We start from the raw sequence: 21,712 nt of genomic DNA on the forward strand, positions 1-21,712 counted from the left end.
ACCCGGGTCGTCTCCGCCACCGGTATCCGCTCCGCCTCGGCCATGTCGAGGATCCGCTGCTTGGCCGCCTCGAACTCGGCCGCCTGGATCCGCTCGCCCCGGCTCATGTCCGGCTTGCTGTCGCTCATCCCTACCTCCGCTGGTAGGGGCGCGGTCGAATGCACGAAGGACCGACACCACCGCGCCCGACTTCGCGCGGATCACCCCTCACCGGTCTCGGCGAGCGTGGCTCTCCGCCCTGGTCACAGCATCGGGTGATCGGCCGGTCACGTTCCAGGTGCTACGTGTCCGGTCAGCTGTCCATGGACGCGGACAAGGTGCGGACGAGCGCGGACAACCGGGCGGACCGGTTCCGGGCGGCGATGGACCGGACTCGCTCGATCGAACCAGCCGCGTCCTCGCGCGCGCCGATCATCAGCTGAGCACCGGCGAGGTGGCCGACGTAGGTTCCGGTCCAGTCAGCCGACGCCGAGTCCTCGTCCAGGCCGTCGAGGCCGGTGGTCAGCAGTTCCACTGCCTTTTCGTGCTGTGCGAGGGCGGCCCGGGTGGTGCCGGACTCCAGGTCGAAGAACGCGCGGTCACGGTAGTAGTCCCACGGTGGCACCTCGCCCCCGTACTCCAGCGCGGCCAAGGCCCGCTCGTCGGCAGCCGCCGCCATGCTGGCCGCCGCCGCCCGGTCACCGGTGAGGGCGTACGCGCGCGAGAGTTGGTAATGGTCGTAGGCGATCTGCCCCGGTGACATGCCCTGCCTGGTCAGCGCCGCCCGGGTGACCCCCAGCAGGGTGCCGACGTCGCCGGACTGTCCGGCCAGATCCGCCCGGAACGACAGCACCGTTCCTACCAGCGCATCCCGGCCACCCTCCACCGACCATTCCAGCGCCTGGCCGAGCCAGTGCCGGGACCAGTCGTGGTCACCGACGGCGATGCCCAACCATCCGGCGAACTGCGCCCACTGGGCAGCCTGGTCGACCAGTCGCCCCCGCAGGACGTCGTGCGCCTCACCCGCCAGTCGGGTCACGAGGTCAAGGTTCGCCCGGACCGCCGGTATCACCGCAGCAGCGCCGAGCACATCGTCGAGTCGACGCTGACTGGCCAGCAGATCGGCGAGGGCGTCGACCGTCGCCGGATCAGTCCGGCCCGGATGCTGCACCGCGTACGCGATCCGGTCAGCGCCCCCACCCGGCAAGGCGGGCGGACGGGCCAAACCTGCCAGCCGACCACCTGCACCGAGAGCATCGTCCAGACGACGTGCCACATCGCCACTCGGCTGCCGCCGCCCCGACTCCAGATCGTGAAGCTGACTCTTGCTCTGAAAGACCACCTGAGCGAGGGCGCGAAGCGAGACACGGGCCTCTGTCCGTAGGCGACGAAGCTCCACACCGAAACGCGGATCAGCGATAGGCGACACGGCCCACTCCCACGAAGAAGGGCTGAAGCGACGACCCCGCCCACTTCCACACCGACGGGCTACCACATCGGACGGTACACCGATTGTGACTCAGCGTGTCGACCCCGGGGTGTCGAGTGCGCGGGTACCCCGTGAATGCGCGCGAAGGTTTCCCAGGGCAAGGAAGGGGCAGGCCCTGTCCGGTCGTTGAGGGGCTGTCGGTCGTGACCCTGGTCGGGGTGCGAGGGCTTGACCTGGAGCGCGCTCCAGGTGGCAGAGTCCACGACATGGCAGCGAACACGGGAGTCGCCCGGCTGGTGCTGGGGACGATGAGCTACGGCACGTTGGTGGACCAGGATCGCGCGTTCGCGCTGTTGGACAGGTTCGTGGAGGTCGGCGGGGAGTGGCTCGACACCGCCAACTGCTATGCGTTCTGGACTGACCCGGCCGGCCTCGGCGGGGCGAGTGAACGGGTGATCGGGGCGTGGCTCGGTGCGCGTCCGGGAGTGCGGGAACGCGTGAAGATCGCGACGAAGGTCCGGCAGGACCCGCTGATCCCGCACCGCTGGCCCGAGTCCGCCGAGGGACTGTCGGCAGAAGCGATCGCCAGTGGTGTCGCCGGTAGCCTGTCCCGGCTCGGCGTCGACGCCGTCGATCTCCTGTGGGCCCACGCCGAAGATCGGACCGTGCCGCTCGCCGAGACCGTCGGCGCCTTCGGTCGGCTCGTCGACAGTGGGGACGTACACCGTGTGGGTGCGGCGAACCACGCGTCGTGGCGGGTCGAGCAGGCGCGTGCCCTGGCGCGAGACGAGGGCGTGGCACCGTGGTCGGCTGTGCAGCTGCGGCACTCGCTGGCGCAGCCCAGACCCGGCGCCGCGCTGCCCGACCAGGGCCACAAGCTTCTCGCCGCCGACGACCTCGACTACGCGCGCACCGAGGGCCTGGACGTGTGGGCCTACACCCCGTTGATCCACGGCGGATACGTCCGCTCCGACAAGCCATTCCCTGAGGCGTACGACCACCCCGGAACCAGCCGGGTCCTCGGCGTACTCGACGAGGTCACCGTCGAGACGGGAGCGACGCGCAACCAGGTGGTCCTCGCGTGGCTGCTGCGGCAGGACATCCAGCCCATCGTCGGCGTGAGCAGCCTCGCGCAGCTCGACGAGGCCGTCGACGCGGTGGACGTGCAGTTGGACGACGAGCAGATGGCCCGCCTGGCCGCCGTCCGCTGAACAGGAACGGAAGCCCACGATGACGGCATCGCTGCCTCCGGCCCAGGCGGCCGAGCGGACCGGTCTCACACTGGACACGCTGCGGTACTACGAACGCGAGGGACTGATCGGCCCCGTCGACCGTACCTCCGGCGGGAAGCGCCGATACTCGGACGACGACGTGTTCTGGATCGGGCTGATCAGCTGCCTCCGCGACGCCGGCCTGGGCATCGCCGACCTGAGACAGTTCACGTCGATGCTCCGCGAAGGAGACGCGGCAGGCGACCGGGTCGGGTTCCTCACCCGACACCGCAGTGAACTGCAACGACGCGCCGCCCAGATCGAGACCGCGATCTCGGTCCTCGACGAGAAGATCGCGTACTACAGCGCCACGGACTGAGCCGCCGACGCGCCTGACCGCAGTCGGACGCTATCGGTCGCCGTAGTGGTACCGGCACGCGACGATCTCGCCGTCCTCCTTGGTGATCTGGTACACCAGTCGGTGTTGCCATGCCGTCGTGGCCGGAGCAGCGGTGGGCGCGGAGCCGGAGGGGGAGGCGTTCTACGAACGGTAGGTGTCGCGTCGGTGGCGGATCGAGTGGATCTCTACGACTCGTTTGGCCTCGTTGATTCGGTAGATGATCCGGTAGGTGCCGCGCCGGGCGGAATGGAAGCCGTCGAAGGGTTCGTCGAGGGGCTTGCCCACTCGGTACGGGTTGATCGCGATCGCCCGCTGGATGGTCTCCGTCGCTGCGACCGCCACCTCCAAGGGCAGGTCCTCGTGCAGGTTGCGGCGGGCCTGCCGGGAGAACGACACCGTGTACGGGTTGAGCGGTTCGTTGGTACGGTCGTCCGCCCGCCTGCCCCCCGGGGGCATCAGGCGGCCTTGCTTCGACGCCGCTCCAGTTCGGCACGGACCTCGTCCACCGAGAACGTGTCGCCGGCTACGAAGTCCTCCCGTGACTGGCGGAGGTCCGCCAGGGCCTCGTCGTCGGAGAGCAGGTCGAGCGTCTCCCGCATCGACTCGTACTCGGCCACCGAGATCAGCATGACGTCGGCCCGGCCGTTGCGGGTGATCGTGAAGTGGTCGTGCTCCCGGGCGACCCGGTCGGCGAGTTCGGCGATCCGGGCCTTGGCCTCTGTGATCGGAATGATCTCCATGGGAGCCATTTTAACGACCGGTCGTAATTATGGTCAAACCTGAAAGGGTGTCGCGACTCGGCGCCTGTCCGATCGTTGAGCGTCCGGATCAGCAGTCGATGCCCTGGAAGATCCATGGCTGTCCGGCGCCGCCCCGCCCCGCCACTCCGCCTCGCCTCGCCGAAGTCCTCGAACACCTTCGACGCCAGGCGCACGACATCCCCGACGCCTGGCTCCACAAGGTGTCGCCGTGCAGCGGCAGTGAGGACTCCGTCCACGGGACAGCCTCGGCCTGAATCTGGCCTGGGGCGAGGCAGCGCGGCCAAGACCGGCCTTGAACTGCTGCGTGGCTGCCCTAGACCCCTCCGTTTGGGTAGCCGTCTCGGGTGGGCCGGAGGTACCACCATGCGAACCACACCGCCACGATCGCCGGCGACCCGCCGCCTCTAGGTTTGCCCAGCCTGCGGGTTCCGAACGGTGCTCGATGACCTCGGCTTACCGAGCGGTGCGGTTCGCCGGAACGACTCGCATCGTCGTACGTGATGTCGGCTGAGGCTCACGGGTGTCAGGCGATCTGACGGAGGTCGCTGCCATAGTCGAAGATGATCCGCATTCGGGCGCCGAGCGCTCGTGCGTACCGGCTGAGGGTCGCCACCTCGTTGGCGTCTAGGTCGCCGTTTTCGATCTGGCTCACCCGACCGGGCGTGACTCCCATCAGCTCGGCCACCTGCCGCTGGGTGAGACCGAGACGCTTGCGCTCCTCGGCGAGGTGGAACGCGCTGACCCACGCCTCGGTGCGGGCGCGTTCGGCGTCGAGCGCGTCGTCGTCCCCGTCGTGCAACTCGGCGCGGATGTCGTCCCATTCATGGAAGTCGACCATCAGCCCTCCCTCCGTTTCCTCTCGAAGGCTAGCCAACCCTCGTAGGCGACCTCGGCGATCGGGATCGCGTTCTCGTACCGCCGCGTCCAGTCTCCGGCCTTGTTGCCGGCGACCAACAGCACCGCCTGCGACCATGGATCAAAGACGAACAGAAGCCGGACAGCGACGTCGCGGCCGGATCTCGGCCGCAGCTCCTTGAGGTTGCTGATGCTCGAACCCCGGAGGGTGTCGACCAGCGGACGCCCCAGGCCCGGACCGGTCTCGGCGAGCATGTCGATCGCTGCGTTCACTGACCGGTACGTCGCCGGGTCGGTCTGACGCAGGGCCCGTAACCAGTCACGGACATCGCCTGTTGTCCTGATCGCCCAGCGGTGGGCTGGCCCATTGGTCGCGGGACAACTATAGCTCAGCCTATACATGACCCATGCCTGTCATGACCAATCCAGCCAAAAGGCGCAGAACCCCATGCGAACCACGGAAGCGCAGGTCGACAGCGACATCACGTTGTGTGGTGGGCCGGAGGCGTCACCACGCGAACCACATGGCCATGATCGTCGGCCATCCGGCAGGCCGGGCAAACCTGGCCAGCTTCGTAACGCAAAATGTAACCCTGAAGCTTGAAATGTAACTCCCGTGCGGTTACATTCCGTGCCATGGTTGAGGATCTGGACCACCTGGTACACGCGCTGCGCGAGTCGGGCGGGGACACGACAAACATCGAGGTCAAGGCCGCTGCAGGTGGGCTCCCTGTCTCACTGACCGCCTCGTTGAGCGCCTTGGCCAACCTTCCCGGCGGTGGTTTGATCATCCTGGGCTTGGACGAACGTACCGGTTTCCGCCCGGTGGCACTGGCCGATCCGCAAATCCTCAAGCAGGGTCTCGCCACGAAGGCTCGCGCATACACACCACCAGTACGACTTTCCATCGACGACGGCATCGTCGATGGCCAACCGGTGGTCGTAGCTCGGGTCCACGAGTGCGATCCGTCCGCAAAACCGTGTCGGGTCACCGGCACGGGCACTGCGTATCTTCGCGGCTACGACGGTGACTTTCCGCTGTCCGAGCTGGAGATACAAGGGTTCCTTGCCGCCCGGCGGCCCCCGCTGTTCGATCGGCGGCCCGTCAACGGCGCGAGCTTCGATGACCTCGATCCAGACCTGATCGCCGCGTATCTGGCGACGGTACGCGAACGAGACGCCACTGGACTGGGCCGCTTCACCGATGATGCCGAGTTGCTACGCCGGGCCGGCGTCACCGTGAGCGGCGGGCAACCCACCACGGCTGGCCTGCTCGCCCTCGGCGTTCATCCACAGCAGTTCTTTCCCCGTTACGTCATTCAGGCTGCCGCCGAGCCTCTGCCTGGTGATCCACCAGCAGCGCGAGCGCGAAACCAGATCACGATTACCGGACCCATTCCCCGAATGCTCGACACAGCACTGGACTGGGCCCGCCGCACGTTCGACACGATCATCGTCGACAACCCCGATGGCAGTGTCGCCGACCGTCCCACGTACCCCCTGATCGCCTTCCGTGAGATCATCGCCAACGCACTCATCCACCGCGATCTCGACCACTGGTCACAGGCTTTCGCGATCGAGGTACGGCTACGCCGTGACCGCCTTGTCGTCACCAACCCTGGTGGCCTGTACGGCATCACCGTCGACCGCCTCGGCCGCGACGCCGTCACCTCCGCCCGCAACGGACTCCTTGTGGCCATCTGCCAACACGTCCGCTCAGCCGCCACTAGCGGCCGGGTCATTGAAGCCCTCGCCAGCGGCATCCCCACCATCGCTCACGAACTGTCGGACCGCGCTCTGCCACCGGCGCAGTACATCGACACCAACATCAAGTTCACCGTGCTGCTCCGCAACCCCGCAGGCACACCAACTAGCCCGGTCCTCAACGCCACCGAACTACGTATCTATGACGCACTCGCATCCGGACCGAGGTCCGTAGCTCAACTCGAAACCGCGCTCGGCCTGAGCGGACCCAACATTCGTAAGGCCCTCCGAAGCCTGCGCACTCGTGGCTTCGTGCACCAGGACGGCGGCAAGGGGCGCCCCACCACCTACCGACAGACGCGCACGCTACGCCGCTGATCGCCTCGCCTGGCTGTACCCGACTTTCGGCAGGTCTTCTGCCAGCTCAGAGGCGGTTGATGGTGGGCCGCCAGGGACTCGAACCCTGAACCTATGGATTAAAAGTCCACAGCTCTGCCATTGAGCTAGCGGCCCGCGCGCTCAGGCTACCGGAACTCCACCAGCGAGGCCTTCCGGCTTCCCACCGCTGAGCCCGTCGGCCCTGCCGGGGCGGGGGGTTGGGGACGGAATCCGTGGGTACGGGACCGTTCATGCGGATCGTGGTGGTGGGGGCGAGCGGGAACTCCGGCACGGCCATTCTGCGGCGGCTGGGCCGGGAGGCGGGGGCCGAGCTGGTGGGGGTGGCCCGTCGGGTGCCGGACGGGGATGCGGGGGAGCCGTACGACAAGGTGCAGTGGCACTCCTGTGACGTGGGGGCTCCGGGCGCTGTGGAGCGGCTGACCGAGGTGTTCGCCGGGGCGGGGGCGGTGGTGCACCTGGCCTGGCAGATCCAGCCCAGCCACGACCAGCGGGTGCTGCACCGGACGAACGTGGCGGGGAGCCGGGCGGTGTTCGAGGCGGTGGTACGGGCCGGGGTGCCGTCGCTGGTGTACGCCTCGTCGGTGGGGGCGTACGCCCCGGGGCCGAAGGACCGGCCGGTCAGCGAGCGGTGGCCGGCGACGGGGGTGCCCGGGTCGTCGTACAGCCGGGACAAGGCCGAGGTGGAGGCGTTGCTGGACGGGTTGGAGCGGGAGCACCCGGGGTTGCGGGTGGTCCGGTTGCGTCCCGGGTTGATTTTCCAGGCCGCCGCCGCGACCCAGTTGACCAGGTACTTCCTCGGGCCGCTGGTGCCGGTGCGGCTGCTCCGGCACGGCCGGCTGCCGTTGGTGCCGACCCATCGTCGGCTGCGGATGCAGGCGGTGCACGCCGACGACGTGGCCGACGCGTACGCCCGATCGGTCTTCTCGGACGTCCGGGGGGCGGTGAACCTCGCCGCCGATCCGGTGTTGACCCCGGAGCTGGTGGCCCGGCACTTCCACGGGTGGACGGTGCCGGTGGCCGCCCCGGTGCTGCGGGCCGCCGCCGCGTTGAGCTGGCGGGCCCGGCTGCAACCGGTGGACGCCGGGTGGCTGGAGTTGGCGTTGAACGCGCCTCTGATGTCCAGTGAGCGGGCCGAGCGGGAGTTGGGGTGGCACCCGACTGTGGATTCGGTGAGCGCGTTGAAGGAGCTTTTCACCGGGATGGCCCACCGGCGGCACACCGGGAGCCCGCCGATGTCGGGCGGGTCCGGCCTGGCGGGCCGCCCCCTCGGTGCGCTCCGGGGGCGGCTCGCCGGGCAGACGAACCCCTACTGACCGCCGGTCCGTGCGGTTGTCGGGTCAGAAGTCGGCGCAGAGGTACGGGTGGGCGCGCGGGAAGATCCGGCGGAGCTGGCCGGCGGCGTCGACAGGTACCGTCCCCAGGCCGTTGAGCTGCACCTCCACCGGGTCGAGGACCCCGTACGCGAGGGCGGAGAGCCCGGCGGCGGTGAGCGTCGCCACCGGTGTCGACGACCCACCGCCCGCCGTCCCCGACCCACCGACCGGCGTCCCCGACCCACCGACCGGCAACACCGGACCCTTGGCCGGGGTGACCTCCAGGGTGCCGGAGCCCCCGTCGAGGAGGTGTTCACCGGCGAGCCACCGGTCCCCGGTCAGTTCGATCCGGACCCGGCCCGGCCCGGCGGGCAGCCCGGTCAGGGCGTCGAGGGTGAGCAGGCGGGCCATCGGGGCGGCGCAGTCCGGTCCGGCGGCCTTCGCCTCGATCTGGACGTCGAGGTCGGTGAGCCAGAGTTCGGGCAGCTCGTCCGGGGGGACCCGGACGCTGATCCGGGCCACCTGGTCGACGTGCCGGGAGAGGAACTGCAACAGCAGCGCCCGCCCGTACGCGTCGGTGGTCAGGAGTTCGTCGCCGACGAGGTTGCCGCCGTGGCCGTCGATCCGGTAGGTGAGGGTTCCGACGGTCTGGCCGTCGACCCGGGCGGTGGCCAGCCACCGGTCGTCGTCGTCGCGGAACCGGACCGCCCGGTATTCGGGGAAGACGGCGAAGCCGTGCCGGTGGTGCAGGTACCTGTCGAGGAACTCCTGGTAGGCCGGGTATCCGGCCCCGATCCGGGTCCAGGTGACGTCGCCGGGGAGGTCCGCGCGCAGCAGCGGTCCGAGGTTCGCGGGCGAGAAGGTGACGGTACGCGGGGCGGGCAGCCCGGTGTAGCCGAACCTGGCGTAGAAGGAGGGTCGGAACGGGTAGAGCGCGCTCAGTTGGTGTCCCTCGTCGCGCATCTCGTCGAGGAGCTGGTGGAACAGGGTGCGTACGAGTCCCCGGCGTCGGGCCAGCGGGTGGGTCGTCACCCCGGCGACACCGGCCGTCGGGCGTACGGTGCCGTGCAGGTTCTGCCGCATCGGGATGGCGCTGGCGGTGGCGAGGGTCTCGCCGTCCTCTTCGGTGACCAGTGTCCGGTTTCCGGTGAGGTACGCGGGTGCCGTCGGCTGCCCGCCCGCCCGCCCGGCCGGCACCGGGGAGCGGTAGAAGGCGTACGTCAGCAGGGGGAAGCTGGTGTTCGTGTAGTCGTCTGCGGTCACCCGACGGATGGTCACCAACTCATCAAACCGCACCTGAGCAGGGGTGCAACTGGATTGACCAAGGTCGTGGAGCGGGCTTGCGGCGAGTCGAGTCAGGCGGTGGTGACGTCGGTGACCACCACAGTGACGTTGTCCGGGGCACCGGCCTGGTGGGCCAGTTTCACCAGCTGCTCGCCACAGTGCTGGCGGTCGCAGTACGTCCCGAGGGCGGCGACGATCGCCTCGTCGTCGACGTAGTCGGAGAGACCGTCGCTGCACAGCAGGAGGCGGTCGGCCTCGTAGACGGTGAGGGTGCCGATCGCGGGTGGGGCGTCGGCACCCTGGACCGCCCTGGTCACCAGGGAGCGCTGGGGGTGCTGCCGGGCCTGGGCGCGGGTGAGCGCCCCCTGGTCGACGAGCGCCTGCACGAAGGTGTCGTCCCGGGTGAGCTGGGTCAACTCGTGGTCGCGCAGCAGGTAGCACCGGGAGTCGCCGACCTGGGCCAGCACCAGTGTGTCCCCGGCGAGCAGGGCGGCGGTCAGTGTCGTACCCATGCCCTCGCGGGCCGGGTCGGCGGTGATGGCGGCCCGGATGCGCTGGTTGGCGGTGCTGACCACGGCGGCGAGGGAGTCGGCGGCCTCGGTGGGACCGGTCGGGGGTGTCAGTTCGTCGAGGATCCGGATGACGATCTCACTGGCCAGCTCCCCGGCGGGCAGCCCGCCCATTCCGTCGGCCACCGCGACCAGGCGGTCTCCGGCGAGGGCGGAGTCCTCGTTGTTCGTCCGGACCAGGCCGACGTCGTTGATGATGGCCGAGCGGAGGATCAGCGTCATGGGGTCAAGCTTGCCAAGAACCTCGTCGGTCGTCTCCACGCACTACCGCCGTCGGTCGGATTTTGTGGGATACCGCAACAGAAGGCTCGCCTGGACCTCCTCGTCACCGATCGCCTCGTAGCTGTGGGGTACGTCGGATGTCCAGCGCAGATGTCCTCCGGCGGCTGCGGTGGCGGGTTCCGGCACGGGTCCGGCGCGTAACACTCCACTGAAGACGGTGACGTGTTCGGTGACCCCGTGCTGGTGTGCCGGGGAGAGCTGCCCGGGGCCGGGGGCGATCCGCAGCCGGTACAGCTCGTACGTCGCGTCGCTGTCCGTGAAGACCTCCAGGAGGGTGGCGGTGACCGCGGTGCCGCGTACCTCGGGTTCGGTGGCGGGGCCGGAGAGGACGGCGGTCAGCGGTACGCCCAACTGGGCGGTGATCGCGTAGAGCGTCTCCAGGGTGGGGTTGCGGGTGCCGTTCTCCAGCCCGGAGAGGGTGGCCTTGCCCACCCCGGCGGCGCGGGCCAGGTGGGACAGGGAGAGGCCCTGTTCCTCGCGCAGCGCGCGTACCCGTTGGCCCACCTCGTCGGCGGCGGGGTCGAGGGGCCGACGGCGCTGTGGTGGCGGCTGGTCCATGCCGCTATGGTGCTACACGGCATCGTTCCGTAAACGGAACGGTGGTGGGGGAGGGTGGCATGGCCGGACTGACGCAGCCGCTGGTGGCCGGGGTGGTGACCGCCCTGGTCGGGTTCGCCAGCTCGTTCACAGTGGTGCTGGCCGGGTTGAAGGCGGTCGGCGCCACCGACGCCCAGGCCGCCTCCGGCCTGCTGGTGCTCTGCGTCGGCTCCGGGCTGACCGCCGCCTGGCTCGGGCTGCGACACCGGATCCCGATCAGTGTCGCCTGGTCCACCCCGGGGGCGGCGCTCCTGGTCGCCACCGGCCCGGTCCCGGGCGGCTGGCCGGTGGCGGTCGGTGCCTTCCTGGTCTCCGGGGCGCTCATCGTGGCCGCCGGCCTCTTCCCCGCCCTGAGCCGGGCCGTCGAGGCAATCCCCCGGCCCGTCGCCGCGGCGATGCTCGCCGGGGTCCTCCTACCCCTGTGCACCGCACCGGTACGGGCGCTCGTCGAGGTGCCGGCCCTCGCCGCCCCCGTGGTGCTCACCTGGGTGGTCCTGCACCGGTACGCCCGACGGTGGGCGGTCCCCGCCGCGCTGGCCGTGGCGGTGGTGGCCATCGCGCTCACCGCCCCCGGGACCGGGGGAGGGCTGCGGGTGTGGCCGATCTTCGAGGTGACGGCCCCCGCCCTGACGGTCCCGGCGGTGGTCGGGCTCGCCCTGCCGCTGTTCCTGGTCACCATGGCCGCGCAGAACGTCCCAGGGATGGCGGTGCTGGTCGGCTACGGCTACCGTCCGCCCTTCGGGGCCGCGTTGCGCGCCACCGGCCTGGCCTCCCTGGCCGCCGCCCCCGCCGGTGGGCACGCGGTGAACCTCGCCGCGATCAGCGCCGCCCTCGCCGCCGGTCCGGACGCCCACCCCGACCCCGACCGTCGGTGGATCGCCTCGGTGACGGCCGGAGCCGGACTGGCCCTGCTCGGACTGGGGGCCGGGCTGGCCACCGCCCTGGTCGCGCTCTCGCCCCCGGTGCTGATCGAGGCGGTCGCGGGCCTGGCCCTGCTCGCCGCCCTGGCCACCGCGATCTCGTCGGCTGTCGCCGAACCGGACTCCCGGGAGGCCGCAGTGGTCACCTTCGTCGTCACCGCCGCCGGGGTGACCCTCCTGGGGGTCGGCGGTGCCTTCTGGGGGCTGCTCGCCGGTTGGCTCATGCTCCTGCTGTTCCGCCGCCGCCCGGCACCGCCCGCCGGGCCTGACGACTCCGACGGGGCCGGCACGCCCGGGCAGACCACAGCGTCGGGTGCCGGGGTCGTACAGCCGGCCGCCGGGTCGGATGCCTCGGACGGGGTGGTCACTCCTCCGCAGGGAGGTCGGCGGCGGGAACGGTGAGTCGTACCCGGCCCTCGGCGACGGCGTCGATCCGGTCGGCGAGGACGTACACCGCCCCGGTCGGCACCAGCTCGGTGGCGACCTTGAGGTAGCCGCTGTGCAGGAGTCGCGCGGCCAGGTCGGCCGGGACGTCCGGCTCCTGGACCGCCGTCGACTCGATCAGCTCGTCGAGGCTGCTCCCCGGGTCGGCGTTCGGCGTGCCCTGCACCGTCACCGCGTTCGGGTCGCCGCGCTGGACCAGGTCGACGGTGCCGATCTCGGTGCCGGTGGAGTCGACCACCCACATGCCGGTGGTGACCCGGGAGAGGGCCGCCTGCTGCTCGGTGTCCTGCTGGCTCATGCTCGGCCGGTTCCCTCTCCGGTGCGTCGCTAAACACCGTCCGGTGCGCCTGTCCGGTGCTGTGCTCAACGCCGTCCGCTGCGTCCGTCCGGTGCGTCGACGAACGCCTGTCCGGTGTGGGGCCGAACGCTCGGGGTCGACCCCCGTCGTCAGCTGTCCCCGGGCGGCGTCGGGGTGCCGGAGGGGCGTGGGGAGAGCTCCCGCCAGGTGTCAGCCCCGTCGAGCAGGGCACGGACCGTCTCCTCCGCCTCGTCGGGGCCGGTGTGCTCGTAGAAGCGGGACACCCCCTCGGCACCACCGGCCCGCTGTTCCACGTACCAGTGGTCGGCGTCCACCCGGAGGAAGACGTCCCGTCGGGCGAGCCGTCCCCACTTGCCGTTCCACCAGTGCCTGCGCTGCTCCATGGAGGCACCCTATCGAACATGTGTACGAAAGGGGTCGGCCCCTGCGGGAATCCCGCAGGGGCCGGTGTGCGTACGGATCCGCTCAGCGCTGGGCGGGCGGCTCCGGGTCACGCCCCAGTACGTCGTCGAGCGCTCCCCGCTGCTGCGCCGGGGTGGTCCGACCGGCGGCCACCAGGGCGTCCCGGATCTCGGTGAGCAGCTGGACCTCCTCGCTGGGCGTGGCCGGTGGCGGCTCCTCGCCCCGCTTGCGCCGCTCGGCGAGCTTGTTCATCGGGAACACCACCAGGAAGTAGAGCGCCGCCGCGGTGAGCATGAAGGTGATCAGCGCGTTGACGAAGCTCACCCAGTCGAACTCCACCCCCCGGACGGTCCAGAGGGCACCCTCGATGCCGCCGTCGCGTCCGGTGATCAGCAGGGTGATCAGGGCGATCACCGGCTTGAGGAACGAGTTGGTCAGCTGGGTGACCACGGCTGTGAACGCGGCACCGATGACGACACCGACCGCCAGGTCGATGACGTTGCCGCGCATGATGAAGTCTTTGAAGCCCTTGAGCATCGATACTCCCGTGGTAACCGGTCTTCCATCGGGGGCAACCTATCCTCCCGGCGGAGGCTCCAGGTACGCACCGGCCTCCCGGGCCGCCCGGACGGGGTCGCCCGCCCGGATCGCCTCGACGAGTCGATGGTGGTCGACGTGCCGGTCGGGGGTCAGCTCCTCGCCAGTGGTCCGGGCGATGGTGCGACGCAGGGCGGCACCTACCGAGGCGTACAGCTCGGCGAGCATGCCGTTGTGGGCGGCGGTGACCACTGCGGTGTGCAGCGCGGCGTCGGCCTCCACGAACTCCGCCACCCGGCCGCCGTGCCACGCGGCCTCCCGGTCGGCCAGCGCCGCGTCCAACGCGGCGAGATCCTCAGCGGTACGCCGTAGCGCCGCGAGCCGCGCCGCCTCCACCTCGAAGGCCCGGCGGACCTCCACCACCTCGTCGATCCGGTCCTCGTCGATGCGTCGGGCCACCACCGGGGCCAACTCGTCGGTGGAGACCACGTACGTGCCGGAACCCTGCCGGCACTCCAGCACCCCGGCGTGCACCAGGGCACGGACCGCCTCCCGGACGGTGTTGCGCCCGACGCCGAGCGCGGAGACGAGCTGGGGCTCGGTCGGGATCCGTCCGCCCACCGGCCACTGCCCCTGAAGGATCCGGTCCCGGAGCGAGGCGATGGTCTCCGCTACCCGACGGCCACGCGGGGGCGCGGCGACGGGTGGCGCGGTGGTGGAGGCGGGCGATGCGGCGACGGGCGGCGGGGCGACGCCCGGCGACGCGGTGGGCGGCGTGGCGGGCGGCGTGGTGGCGGCGGTCGGCGGGGCATCGGCGGAACCGGTCGACGGTGTCACTGGTTACACCTCCCGTCTGAAATTCATCCCATGATTGTAGGTTCGAGGTCATGACCTCGCCAACGACCGTGCCTGCCGGCCCGGACGGCGCCGCCGCGCTCGCCGCGGCGACCCTCCCCGACGTCCCCGACGCGCCGCCGGAGACCCGGACCGGTCCACCCGGCTCACCGGTCACCGGCGGGCTGCTGGTCCTGGCCGGGATGCTGCTCGTCGCGGCGAACCTGCGGGCGGCGGTGACCAGCCTGGGTGCCCTCCTCGACGAGGTACGCACCGGCCTGGCCCTGTCCGGGGCGATGGCCGGGTTGATCACCACCCTGCCCACCATCGCCTTCGCCGGGGTCGGTGCCCTCTCCCCGTGGCTGGTCCGACGGTTCGCCCCGGCCCGGGTGCTGGTCGTCGCGATGATCGCGCTCGCCGTCGGTCAGGCGCTCCGGGTGGTCACCGACTCGGTGGTGTTCTTCGTCGCCACCAGCGCACTGGCACTGGCCGGCATCGCCGTGGCGAACATCCTGTTGCCGATGCTCGTCAAGCAGTACTTCCCGCACCGGACCGGGGCGGTCACCGGGGCGTACACGATGGCGCTGGCCATCGGTACGACAGTGGCGAGCGCCTCGGCGGTGCCGATCGCGCACGCCTTCGGGTCCTGGCGGGCCGGGCTGGGCGTCTGGGCCGTCCTGGCCGCCCTGGCGGTGCTCCCGTGGGTGCCGTTGGCCCTGCGGGCCCGGGCCGCCCGACGTGGCACCACCCGGACCTCCCCGGTGACCCGGATCCGGGTACGCCCCCAACGGACCCGCCTCGGGTGGGCGATGGCCGTGTACTTCGGGGCACAGTCGTTGAGCGGGTACGCGGTGATGGGCTGGCTGCCACAGCTGTTCCGGGACGCCGGGTTCCGGCCCCAGGACGCCGGGCTGCTGCTTGCCGGGCTGACAGCGCTCGGGGTGCCGGTGGCGCTCCTGATGCCCACCCTGGCCGGTCGGATGCGGAGCCTGAACCCGTTGGTGTTCGCGCTGACCGCCGCCTCGGCGATCTCCTACGTGGGCATGGCCCTCGCCCCGCGCGGCGGGGCACTGCTCTGGGTGGCGCTGCTCGCCGTCGGGCACGGCGCGTTCCCGTTGATCCTGACCACCATCGGGCTCCGGGCCCGGACCGCCGACGGCACCGTCGCGCTCTCCGCGTTCGCGCAGAGCATCGGATACGTGATCGGTGCCCTCGGCCCGTTGCTGGTCGGGGTCTTCTACGAGGCGACCGGGGCGTGGACCGCGCCGATCGGCGTCCTGCTGGTCGCCCTGGCCGTCCAGACGGCGGCGGGCACAGCGATCGCTCGTCCCCGATTCATCGAGGACGAGCGGTGAGTGACGAGATTCAGGAGGAGGTCGGCGTGGGGTCGCCGGCCACCGCCTGCTCGACTGTCGGATAGGTGTGCAGCACCTCGACCAGGCCGCTGACCTCCAGGATGCGCAGCACTCCGCGCTGCGGGGCGGCCAGCCTGACCACGCCGCCGGCCTCGTCACAGCTGTTCTTGGCGCGGACGAAGACGGACAGCCCGGTCGAGTCGCAGAACGACACCTCCGCCAGGTCGAACACCAGGCGGCTGCGGCCCTTGTCGAGCAGGTCGGTGATCTGGTCCTGCAACTGCGGTGCCGTCGCCATGTCCAGCTCGCCCGCGACCGACACGACGACCACGTCGCCGCGCTGTTCCGTGTGCACCGTCAAGGACATTCGAAGACCTCCTGTTATCGGGGGAACGGTATCCCACCGCAGTGGGGTATGCAGAGCCGGAGCCGCGCAACGATGGCGCTGATCATTTCTTTGCCGTGCGGCAACTAGTTGACGCCGTGCCGGTGATAGAGTCCGGCCGGTCCAGGTCAAGGAGGAAACCATGGCGCTGACCGCCGAGGAGAGCAGCCGACTGATCGGCCTGCTCCGGGATCACGCCGAGCGGATCACGCAGCGGTGGACCGAGGCTGTGGCAGCCCACCTGCGGGGTCGGCTCAGCCAGGCCGAACTGCTCAGGCACGTCCAGGACCTGCACCGTAGCATGATCAATCTCGGTGATCAGGGGCTCGTCGACCTGGACGACCAGCGCGCCGGTGAGCTGCGCGCCGAGCTCTCCGAGCTGTCCCGGGGCTGGGCCCGGCAGGGCTTCTCCGCCACCGAGACCGCTGTCAGCGTCTTCGCCCTCAAGGACGTCCTGCTCGACGTGATGGAGATCGACAGCGGGGCGAGCGCCCTGCGCGACTGGGTCTCCTACTCCCGGCTCGTCGACCAGATGGGGCTGTTCACCTTCGAGAGCTATGTGCGGACCCGGGAAAGCCTCATCGCCGACCAGGCCGAGCAGCTCCTCGAACTCTCCACCCCGGTGGTCAAGCTCTGGGAGGGCGTCGTCGCGGTGCCGCTGGTCGGCACCCTGGACTCGGCCCGCGCCCAGGTGGTGATGGAACGGCTGCTCCAGACCCTGGTCGACACCGGCTCCCCGTACGCGATCATCGACATCACCGGCGTACCGGCTGTCGACACCCAGGTCGCCCAGCACATCCTCAAGACCGTGGTGGCCGCCCGGCTGATGGGCGCGGACTGCATCATCTCCGGCATCCGTCCGCAGATCGCGCAGACCATCGTCGCCCTCGGTATCGAGTTCGGCGACATCGCCACCAAGGCGAGCCTGGCCGACGCCCTCCGACACGTGCTCCGGCTCACCGGGGTCGAGACCGGCCGCCGGGCCCGCAGGGAGTCCTGATGGATCGGGTACCGATCCTCAAGATCGGCGACATCCTGCTGGTCTCGATCCAGCTGGACATGTCCGACCAGACCGCCGTGCAGCTCCAGGAGGACCTGGCCGAGCGGATCGTCGCCACCGGCACCCACGGGGTGCTCATCGACATCACCGCCCTGGACATCGTCGACTCGTTCGTCGGCCGGATGCTGTCCACCATCGCCTCGATCTCCAAGGTGCTCGACGCCGAGACGGTGGTGGTCGGGATGCGGCCCGCCGTCGCCATCACCCTCGTCGAACTGGGCCTGTCCCTCAACGGCATCCGGACCGCCCTCAACGTCGAGCGCGGCATGGAACTCATCGCCGCCCGAGTCGACCGCGACTGGCTCGTCGACGACACCGGCCCCGACGGCGAGACGACGGCATCACGATGACCACCGGCGTCGACCTGGGGCAGCCGCAGACCCAGGCGGTCCGCGCCGACGAGGACGTGGTCCGGGTCCGCCAGTTGGTGCGTACCGTCGCGGTGGCGGTCAAGCTCTCCCTCGTCGACCAGACCAAACTGGTCACCGCCGCCAGCGAGCTGGCCCGCAACACCCTCGTCTACGGCGGAGGCGGCACCGTCGAGGTACGGACCGCCGAGAACGGCCGGCGGCGGGGCGTACGCATCGTCTTCGCCGACTCCGGACCCGGCATCGTCGATCTGGACCTGGCTCTCACCGACGGCTACACCACCGGTGGCGGGCTCGGCCTCGGGCTCAGCGGTGCCCGCCGCCTGGTAGACGAGTTCGACATCGACACCGCAGTGGGACAGGGCACCCGGATCACCGTGACCAAGTGGTCGAGGTGAACCCGGACGTGGTCCCCGACCGGGGGATCTGGTTCCGGGTGGAGAGCAGCAGCGCAGCCAGCGCGGTCCGCCGGGCCGCCGAACGCCTCGGCGACCAGCTCCGACTCGGTGACACCCGCACCGCGGACCTGGCCATCGTCGCGGCCGAGCTGACCAGCAACCTGGTCAAGCACGCCGACGAGGGCAGTCTGTTGCTGCGTCCGGTACGCAGCGACGGGCAGGCCGGCGTGGAACTGGTGGCTGTCGACACCGGACCGGGGATGGCCGACCTGACGGTCTCCTCCCGGGACGGTCACTCCACCACCGGCACGCTCGGTATCGGCCTCGGGGCCATCGTCCGGCAGGCGAGCTGGTCCGACGGGTACTCCCGAACCGGCCGGGGCACCGTCTTCGCCGTCCAGGTCTGGCCCACGACCGCTCCGCCGCCGAGTTGGGCGGACGGGATCACCCGACCGTTGAGCGGCGAACCGGTCAGCGGTGACGCGTACGCCGTCCGGGTCCTCGAAGGACGACACCAGGTGCTGGTCTGCGACGGGCTCGGCCACGGCCCGCTCGCCTCGGCCGCCAGCGACGCCGCGCTCATCGCCTTCCGGTCCGCCCCGGCCGCCTCCCCGGCGGTGGTGGTGCAGCACCTGCACCGGTCGATGTCGCACACCAGGGGGGCCGCCCTGGCCGTCGCCGAACTCGACCCGGAGGCCGGGATGCTCCGGTACGCCGGGCTCGGCAACATCAGTGCCTCGGTGGCGGTGGAGGGCGGTCGACGCCGTGGTCTGGTGTCGCTGCCCGGGATCGCCGGACACCAGCGCCCGACGGTGCGGGAGTACGACTACCCGTTCGAACCGGGTGCCTCGTTGGTGATGCACAGCGACGGCGTGGTCGACCGCTGGTCCCTGGACGACTATCCGGGGCTGGCGTCGCGGGCACCGACGGTGGTGGCCGCCACCCTGCTCCGCGACGCCGGGGTCCGACGCGACGACGCGTGCGTCCTGGTCGCGCGGAGCTGGTCGTGATCGACGAGGCGGGGACCGCCCTGCTGCGCCTGACCCTGCGGATGGAGCACGACATCTTCCTGGTCCGTCAGCGGGGTCGGGAGGTGGCGGCGGCTGTCGGCCTCGACCACCAGGACCAGGTCCGGATCGCCACCGCCCTCAGCGAGGTCGCCCGGGACCTGCTCGCCTGCTGTGGCGGGGCCGACGTCACCTTCGCCACGGTGGGTCACCCGGACGGCCGGTTCTCGCTCCAGATCGACCTGGCTCCGGTCCGGCCGCTGCCTGGCGGGGTCTACCAGCCGCAGTCGGGGGCGGTGGCCCGGCTGGTAGACGTCCTGAGCGTGACGACAGTTGGTGAGGCTACCGTCGTGAGAATGTCCCGACGTGCCCCTGCGAGCGCCTCCGAGCCGGACCCGCAGCGCCTCGCCGAGCTACGCAGCGAGCTGGAACACGCTGCCCCCGGCACCGCCCTGGAGGAGCTCACCACCCAGAACGACCAGCTGATCGCCGCCCTCGACGAGGTACGCAGCCAGCGTGACGAGCTGGCGGTGCTCAACGAGGAGCTGGAGGCGACCAACCGGGGGGTGATGGCCCTCTACAACCAGCTCACCGAGGAGCTGGAGGCGACCAACCAGGGTGTCGTCGCCCTCTACGCCGAGCTGGACGAGAAGTCCGCCCAGCTGCGGGCGGCCAGCGAGTCCAAGAGCCGGTTCCTGGCCAACGTCAGCCACGAGCTACGGGCCCCGGTCACCGCCATCATCGGGCTCGGGCGGCTGCTCGCCGACTCCGGCTCCGATCCGCTCACCACCGAGCAGACCCGACAGGTCGATCTGATCAGGTCGTCCGCGGCCGACCTGCTCTCCCTGGTCAACGAACTGCTCGACCTGGCCAAGGCGGAGTCCGGCCGGATCGAGCCGACCTGGTCCGAGGTCGACCTGCGGGCGCTCTTCGGCCAGCTCCGGGGCACGGTACGGGCGCTGGCCACCCGCCCCGAGGTGGCCCTGACGGTCGAGGAACCGCCCCAGCCGTCGCTCGTCCGAACGGATGAGGTGTTGCTGGCCCAGGTGCTGCGTAACCTGTTGCACAACGCGCTCAAGTTCACCGAGCAGGGTGAGGTACGGATGCGGGCAGAGGGGCGGGACGGCCGCTGGGAGTTGTCGGTCACCGACACCGGTGTCGGCATCGCACCGGAGCTGCACGAGCGGGTCTTCGAGGAGTTCTACCAGGTCCCCGGAACCTCACGGTCCAACGGGACAGGGCTCGGCCTGCCGTACGCCAGGCGGTTGGTGACCCTGCTCGGCGGCACCCTCGAACTGTCCAGCGAGTCGGGTCGTGGCAGTCGCTTCACGGTAGTGCTGCCCGCAGGCGGAGCCTGACGGTGGACGGCACACCGGCGACCGTCCTGGTGGTCGACGACAGCCGGACCAAGCGCTACCTCCTGGTCAGCTGGCTGACCCGGGCCGGCTTCCAGGTCGTCGAGGCGGAGACCGGCACCGAGGCGCTGGAACGGGTCGCCCGGGATCCGATCGACCTGGTGGTGCTCGACGTACGCCTGCCCGACCTGGACGGGTTCGAGGTCTGCGAACGGATCAAGGCCGACCACCCGGCGATGCCGGTGATCCACGTGTCGGCGCACGCCGTGGACGTGGTGGACCGGGCACGGGGGCTGACCCGGGGGGCCGACGCCTACCTGGCCGAGCCGATCGAGCCGGAGGAACTCGTCGCCACCGCCCACGCGGTCCTGCGCTACTACCAGGCACGACAGCGGGCGGAGCTGCTCGCCGAACGGCTCACCCGCCTGGCCGACACCTCGGTCGCCGTGCACGCCGCGCCGACCTTCGCCCAGCTGCTGGAGGCGGCGGCTGCCGGTGCCGCGCGGATCTTCAAGTGCCCGGTCGCCGTGGTGGCCGAGTCCTCCGACGGTGACTGCCTGGCCGGGATCAGCGCCGGGGTGGACGCCGAGGTGTCTGTCGTCCCGTGGATCGTCGACGACACCGGCGTACCGACCGGGTCCACTGTCGAGGTGGTCGGACCCGAGCGGTGGGGGCTTGTCGAGTGGCCCGCCGGGGAGACGGTCACTGTCGCCGCGGCCCGGCTCCGTGAGGACCGCGCCCCGCTCTACGTGGTGGTGCCCACAGCCACCCAGACCCGGGGGACCCCGGTGCTGGTGCAGCTCGCCCAGGCGGTGGCGGCGGCGGTCGAGGCGCAGCGCTCCTTCGACGAGGAACACCGGATCGCCGTCACCCTGCAACGCAGCCTCCTGCCCCGCCGGATCCCCGAGATCGCGGGACTGGACCTCGCCGTGCGGTACGAGCCGGCGAGCGCCCAGACCGAGGTCGGCGGCGACTTCTACGAACTGGTGATGCTCGACGGGCACCTCCTGATGGCCATCGGTGACGTCTCCGGGCACTCCCTGCACGCGGCGACGGTGATGGCCGAGCTGCGCCACGCCGTGCGGGCGTACGCGGTGGAGGGGCACCAGCCGAGCCAGATCCTGTACCTGGTCAACGAGTTGATGCGGGAGCTGCTCCCGGCCGAGCTGGCCACCCTCTGCGTCCTGCTGCTGCACCCGGGGACCGGTCGGGTCCGGTTGGCCAGCGCCGGGCACCTGCCGGCCCTGATCAGTCTCGACGGCAAGGTCGAATACATCGAGCACTCGGCCCCGCTGCTCGGGGTCCGCGCCCCCCGCCCCGACGACCTGGAGTTCGACCTGCCCCGGGGGTCGACCCTGGTGCTCTACACCGACGGGCTGATCGAACGTCGGGACGCCACCATCGACGAGGGGATGGCCGCCCTCGCCGCCGTCGCGGCGGTCGTCGACGACGACCTGGACGCCTTCTGTCAGCGACTCCTGGTCGAGCTGGCCCCGCCGGAGATCCACGACGACGTCGCAGTGGTGGCCCTGCGCCGCCGCTGAC

At 70.8% G+C, this 21,712-nt stretch carries 25 protein-coding genes and 1 tRNA gene; 12 read left to right on the forward strand and 14 right to left on the reverse strand.

What is annotated here, in order from left to right; genetic code table 11:
- Nucleotides 1–292 precede the first annotated feature (292 nt).
- Nucleotides 293–1,474, reverse strand: a complete 1,182-nt coding sequence (locus ABT336_RS19245; RefSeq protein ID WP_502891209.1) for a helix-turn-helix domain-containing protein — start codon at nucleotides 1,472–1,474, stop codon at nucleotides 293–295.
- A gap of 200 nt (nucleotides 1,475–1,674) precedes the next feature.
- Between ABT336_RS19245 and ABT336_RS19255 the strand changes: the two genes are divergently transcribed.
- Nucleotides 1,675–2,619: an aldo/keto reductase gene (locus ABT336_RS19255; RefSeq protein WP_350897991.1), complete on the forward strand. Its 945-nt coding sequence runs from the start codon at nucleotides 1,675–1,677 to the stop codon at nucleotides 2,617–2,619.
- Between the two features lie 19 nt (nucleotides 2,620–2,638).
- Nucleotides 2,639–2,998 carry a MerR family transcriptional regulator gene (locus ABT336_RS19260; RefSeq protein ID WP_350897992.1) on the forward strand — a complete coding sequence of 120 codons (360 nt, stop codon included), beginning with the start codon at nucleotides 2,639–2,641 and terminating at the stop codon, nucleotides 2,996–2,998.
- Between the two features lie 162 nt (nucleotides 2,999–3,160).
- Here the strand turns inward: ABT336_RS19260 and ABT336_RS19265 are convergent, their stop codons facing one another.
- The 4 genes from ABT336_RS19265 to ABT336_RS19280 all read right to left on the reverse strand — a co-directional run bounded on the left by ABT336_RS19265 (nucleotide 3,161) and on the right by ABT336_RS19280 (nucleotide 5,037).
- Complete coding sequence (locus ABT336_RS19265; RefSeq protein ID WP_350897993.1) at nucleotides 3,161–3,475, reverse strand: type II toxin-antitoxin system RelE family toxin; 315 nt, start codon at nucleotides 3,473–3,475, stop codon at nucleotides 3,161–3,163.
- The gene (locus ABT336_RS19270; protein ID WP_350897994.1) at nucleotides 3,475–3,759 is read right to left on the reverse strand and encodes a type II toxin-antitoxin system Phd/YefM family antitoxin; all 285 of its coding nucleotides are present in this window, start codon (nucleotides 3,757–3,759) and stop codon (nucleotides 3,475–3,477) included. The genes ABT336_RS19265 and ABT336_RS19270 overlap by 1 nt, the downstream gene beginning before the upstream one ends.
- A gap of 544 nt (nucleotides 3,760–4,303) precedes the next feature.
- Nucleotides 4,304–4,618 (reverse strand): transcriptional regulator, encoded by a 315-nt coding sequence (locus tag ABT336_RS19275; protein ID WP_350897995.1) that lies wholly within the window; start codon nucleotides 4,616–4,618, stop codon nucleotides 4,304–4,306.
- Nucleotides 4,618–5,037 (reverse strand): type II toxin-antitoxin system RelE/ParE family toxin, encoded by a 420-nt coding sequence (locus tag ABT336_RS19280; RefSeq protein WP_350897996.1) that lies wholly within the window; start codon nucleotides 5,035–5,037, stop codon nucleotides 4,618–4,620. The genes ABT336_RS19275 and ABT336_RS19280 overlap by 1 nt, the downstream gene beginning before the upstream one ends.
- Before the next feature lie 234 nt (nucleotides 5,038–5,271).
- Between ABT336_RS19280 and ABT336_RS19285 the strand changes: the two genes are divergently transcribed.
- Nucleotides 5,272–6,717: an ATP-binding protein gene (locus ABT336_RS19285; protein WP_350897997.1), complete on the forward strand. Its 1,446-nt coding sequence runs from the start codon at nucleotides 5,272–5,274 to the stop codon at nucleotides 6,715–6,717.
- A gap of 60 nt (nucleotides 6,718–6,777) precedes the next feature.
- Here ABT336_RS19285 and ABT336_RS19290 read toward each other — a convergent pair.
- Nucleotides 6,778–6,852 (reverse strand) — tRNA-Lys (locus tag ABT336_RS19290).
- Nucleotides 6,853–6,968: 116 nt separating this feature from the next.
- Here ABT336_RS19290 and ABT336_RS19295 point away from each other — a divergent pair.
- Nucleotides 6,969–8,051: an NAD-dependent epimerase/dehydratase family protein gene (locus tag ABT336_RS19295; RefSeq protein ID WP_350898015.1), complete on the forward strand. Its 1,083-nt coding sequence runs from the start codon at nucleotides 6,969–6,971 to the stop codon at nucleotides 8,049–8,051.
- 24 nt (nucleotides 8,052–8,075) lie between these two features.
- On the opposite strand, the gene ABT336_RS19300 is transcribed toward ABT336_RS19295, so the two are convergent.
- The 3 genes from ABT336_RS19300 to ABT336_RS19310 all read right to left on the reverse strand — a co-directional run bounded on the left by ABT336_RS19300 (nucleotide 8,076) and on the right by ABT336_RS19310 (nucleotide 10,744).
- Nucleotides 8,076–9,314, reverse strand: coding sequence for a GNAT family N-acetyltransferase (locus ABT336_RS19300; protein ID WP_350897998.1), 1,239 nt, complete (start codon nucleotides 9,312–9,314; stop codon nucleotides 8,076–8,078).
- Nucleotides 9,315–9,406: 92 nt separating this feature from the next.
- Nucleotides 9,407–10,126: a PP2C family protein-serine/threonine phosphatase gene (locus tag ABT336_RS19305; RefSeq protein WP_350897999.1), complete on the reverse strand. Its 720-nt coding sequence runs from the start codon at nucleotides 10,124–10,126 to the stop codon at nucleotides 9,407–9,409.
- Between the two features lie 42 nt (nucleotides 10,127–10,168).
- On the reverse strand, nucleotides 10,169–10,744 hold the full coding sequence (locus ABT336_RS19310) for a helix-turn-helix domain-containing protein (protein WP_350898000.1): 576 nt from the start codon (nucleotides 10,742–10,744) through the stop codon (nucleotides 10,169–10,171).
- A gap of 59 nt (nucleotides 10,745–10,803) precedes the next feature.
- Between ABT336_RS19310 and ABT336_RS19315 the strand changes: the two genes are divergently transcribed.
- Nucleotides 10,804–12,105 carry a benzoate/H(+) symporter BenE family transporter gene (locus ABT336_RS19315; protein ID WP_350898001.1) on the forward strand — a complete coding sequence of 434 codons (1,302 nt, stop codon included), beginning with the start codon at nucleotides 10,804–10,806 and terminating at the stop codon, nucleotides 12,103–12,105.
- On the opposite strand, the gene ABT336_RS19320 is transcribed toward ABT336_RS19315, so the two are convergent.
- The 4 genes from ABT336_RS19320 to ABT336_RS19335 form a co-directional block, all read right to left on the reverse strand.
- Nucleotides 12,068–12,445 (reverse strand): hypothetical protein, encoded by a 378-nt coding sequence (locus ABT336_RS19320; protein WP_350898002.1) that lies wholly within the window; start codon nucleotides 12,443–12,445, stop codon nucleotides 12,068–12,070. The genes ABT336_RS19315 and ABT336_RS19320 overlap by 38 nt on opposite strands.
- 149 nt (nucleotides 12,446–12,594) lie before the next feature.
- The gene (locus ABT336_RS19325) at nucleotides 12,595–12,849 is read right to left on the reverse strand and encodes a hypothetical protein (protein ID WP_350898003.1); all 255 of its coding nucleotides are present in this window, start codon (nucleotides 12,847–12,849) and stop codon (nucleotides 12,595–12,597) included.
- 82 nt (nucleotides 12,850–12,931) lie between these two features.
- Complete coding sequence (gene mscL / locus ABT336_RS19330) at nucleotides 12,932–13,405, reverse strand: large conductance mechanosensitive channel protein MscL (protein ID WP_350898004.1); 474 nt, start codon at nucleotides 13,403–13,405, stop codon at nucleotides 12,932–12,934.
- A 39-nt stretch (nucleotides 13,406–13,444) separates the two neighbouring features.
- Nucleotides 13,445–14,068 (reverse strand): FadR/GntR family transcriptional regulator, encoded by a 624-nt coding sequence (locus tag ABT336_RS19335; RefSeq protein WP_350898016.1) that lies wholly within the window; start codon nucleotides 14,066–14,068, stop codon nucleotides 13,445–13,447.
- A gap of 224 nt (nucleotides 14,069–14,292) precedes the next feature.
- On the opposite strand from ABT336_RS19335, the gene ABT336_RS19340 reads away from it, so the two are divergent.
- Nucleotides 14,293–15,594, forward strand: a complete 1,302-nt coding sequence (locus ABT336_RS19340; RefSeq protein ID WP_502891210.1) for an MFS transporter — start codon at nucleotides 14,293–14,295, stop codon at nucleotides 15,592–15,594.
- A gap of 10 nt (nucleotides 15,595–15,604) precedes the next feature.
- On the opposite strand, the gene ABT336_RS19345 is transcribed toward ABT336_RS19340, so the two are convergent.
- The gene (locus tag ABT336_RS19345) at nucleotides 15,605–15,961 is read right to left on the reverse strand and encodes an STAS domain-containing protein (RefSeq protein ID WP_350898005.1); all 357 of its coding nucleotides are present in this window, start codon (nucleotides 15,959–15,961) and stop codon (nucleotides 15,605–15,607) included.
- Nucleotides 15,962–16,121: 160 nt separating this feature from the next.
- On the opposite strand from ABT336_RS19345, the gene ABT336_RS19350 reads away from it, so the two are divergent.
- The 6 genes from ABT336_RS19350 to ABT336_RS19375 are packed head-to-tail and all read left to right on the forward strand — an operon-like array spanning nucleotide 16,122 to nucleotide 21,711.
- Nucleotides 16,122–16,979 (forward strand): STAS domain-containing protein, encoded by an 858-nt coding sequence (locus ABT336_RS19350; protein WP_350898006.1) that lies wholly within the window; start codon nucleotides 16,122–16,124, stop codon nucleotides 16,977–16,979.
- The gene (locus ABT336_RS19355) at nucleotides 16,979–17,389 is read left to right on the forward strand and encodes an STAS domain-containing protein (protein WP_350898007.1); all 411 of its coding nucleotides are present in this window, start codon (nucleotides 16,979–16,981) and stop codon (nucleotides 17,387–17,389) included. The genes ABT336_RS19350 and ABT336_RS19355 overlap by 1 nt, the downstream gene beginning before the upstream one ends.
- Complete coding sequence (locus ABT336_RS19360; protein WP_350898008.1) at nucleotides 17,386–17,805, forward strand: ATP-binding protein; 420 nt, start codon at nucleotides 17,386–17,388, stop codon at nucleotides 17,803–17,805. The genes ABT336_RS19355 and ABT336_RS19360 overlap by 4 nt, the downstream gene beginning before the upstream one ends.
- Nucleotides 17,802–18,815 carry a SpoIIE family protein phosphatase gene (locus tag ABT336_RS19365; protein ID WP_502891211.1) on the forward strand — a complete coding sequence of 338 codons (1,014 nt, stop codon included), beginning with the start codon at nucleotides 17,802–17,804 and terminating at the stop codon, nucleotides 18,813–18,815. The genes ABT336_RS19360 and ABT336_RS19365 overlap by 4 nt, the downstream gene beginning before the upstream one ends.
- Before the next feature lie 41 nt (nucleotides 18,816–18,856).
- Entirely contained in the window at nucleotides 18,857–20,170 is a 1,314-nt protein-coding gene (locus tag ABT336_RS19370) for a sensor histidine kinase (protein WP_350898018.1), read from the forward strand.
- A gap of 2 nt (nucleotides 20,171–20,172) precedes the next feature.
- Nucleotides 20,173–21,711, forward strand: coding sequence for a SpoIIE family protein phosphatase (locus tag ABT336_RS19375; protein ID WP_350898010.1), 1,539 nt, complete (start codon nucleotides 20,173–20,175; stop codon nucleotides 21,709–21,711).
- Nucleotide 21,712 lies beyond the last annotated feature (1 nt).

Origin of the sequence: Micromonospora sp. NPDC000207 (assembly GCF_040300925.1) — a bacterium.
Lineage (GTDB): Bacteria > Actinomycetota > Actinomycetes > Mycobacteriales > Micromonosporaceae > Micromonospora.

Coding starts and splice junctions, on each gene's coding strand:
- ABT336_RS19255 (WP_350897991.1), top strand. CDS start 1,675: ATGGCAGCGAACACGGGAGTCGCCCGGCTGGTGCTGGGGACGATGAGC.
- ABT336_RS19260 (WP_350897992.1), top strand. CDS start 2,639: ATGACGGCATCGCTGCCTCCGGCCCAGGCGGCCGAGCGGACCGGTCTC.
- ABT336_RS19265 (WP_350897993.1), bottom strand. CDS start 3,475: ATGCCCCCGGGGGGCAGGCGGGCGGACGACCGTACCAACGAACCGCTC.
- ABT336_RS19270 (WP_350897994.1), bottom strand. CDS start 3,759: ATGGAGATCATTCCGATCACAGAGGCCAAGGCCCGGATCGCCGAACTC.
- ABT336_RS19275 (WP_350897995.1), bottom strand. CDS start 4,618: ATGGTCGACTTCCATGAATGGGACGACATCCGCGCCGAGTTGCACGAC.
- ABT336_RS19280 (WP_350897996.1), bottom strand. CDS start 5,037: ATGTATAGGCTGAGCTATAGTTGTCCCGCGACCAATGGGCCAGCCCAC.
- ABT336_RS19285 (WP_350897997.1), top strand. CDS start 5,272: ATGGTTGAGGATCTGGACCACCTGGTACACGCGCTGCGCGAGTCGGGC.
- ABT336_RS19295 (WP_350898015.1), top strand. CDS start 6,969: ATGCGGATCGTGGTGGTGGGGGCGAGCGGGAACTCCGGCACGGCCATT.
- ABT336_RS19305 (WP_350897999.1), bottom strand. CDS start 10,126: ATGACGCTGATCCTCCGCTCGGCCATCATCAACGACGTCGGCCTGGTC.
- ABT336_RS19310 (WP_350898000.1), bottom strand. CDS start 10,744: ATGGACCAGCCGCCACCACAGCGCCGTCGGCCCCTCGACCCCGCCGCC.
- ABT336_RS19315 (WP_350898001.1), top strand. CDS start 10,804: ATGGCCGGACTGACGCAGCCGCTGGTGGCCGGGGTGGTGACCGCCCTG.
- ABT336_RS19320 (WP_350898002.1), bottom strand. CDS start 12,445: ATGAGCCAGCAGGACACCGAGCAGCAGGCGGCCCTCTCCCGGGTCACC.
- ABT336_RS19325 (WP_350898003.1), bottom strand. CDS start 12,849: ATGGAGCAGCGCAGGCACTGGTGGAACGGCAAGTGGGGACGGCTCGCC.
- mscL (WP_350898004.1), bottom strand. CDS start 13,405: ATGCTCAAGGGCTTCAAAGACTTCATCATGCGCGGCAACGTCATCGAC.
- ABT336_RS19340 (WP_502891210.1), top strand. CDS start 14,293: ATGACCTCGCCAACGACCGTGCCTGCCGGCCCGGACGGCGCCGCCGCG.
- ABT336_RS19345 (WP_350898005.1), bottom strand. CDS start 15,961: ATGTCCTTGACGGTGCACACGGAACAGCGCGGCGACGTGGTCGTCGTG.
- ABT336_RS19350 (WP_350898006.1), top strand. CDS start 16,122: ATGGCGCTGACCGCCGAGGAGAGCAGCCGACTGATCGGCCTGCTCCGG.
- ABT336_RS19355 (WP_350898007.1), top strand. CDS start 16,979: ATGGATCGGGTACCGATCCTCAAGATCGGCGACATCCTGCTGGTCTCG.
- ABT336_RS19360 (WP_350898008.1), top strand. CDS start 17,386: ATGACCACCGGCGTCGACCTGGGGCAGCCGCAGACCCAGGCGGTCCGC.
- ABT336_RS19370 (WP_350898018.1), top strand. CDS start 18,857: ATGGAGCACGACATCTTCCTGGTCCGTCAGCGGGGTCGGGAGGTGGCG.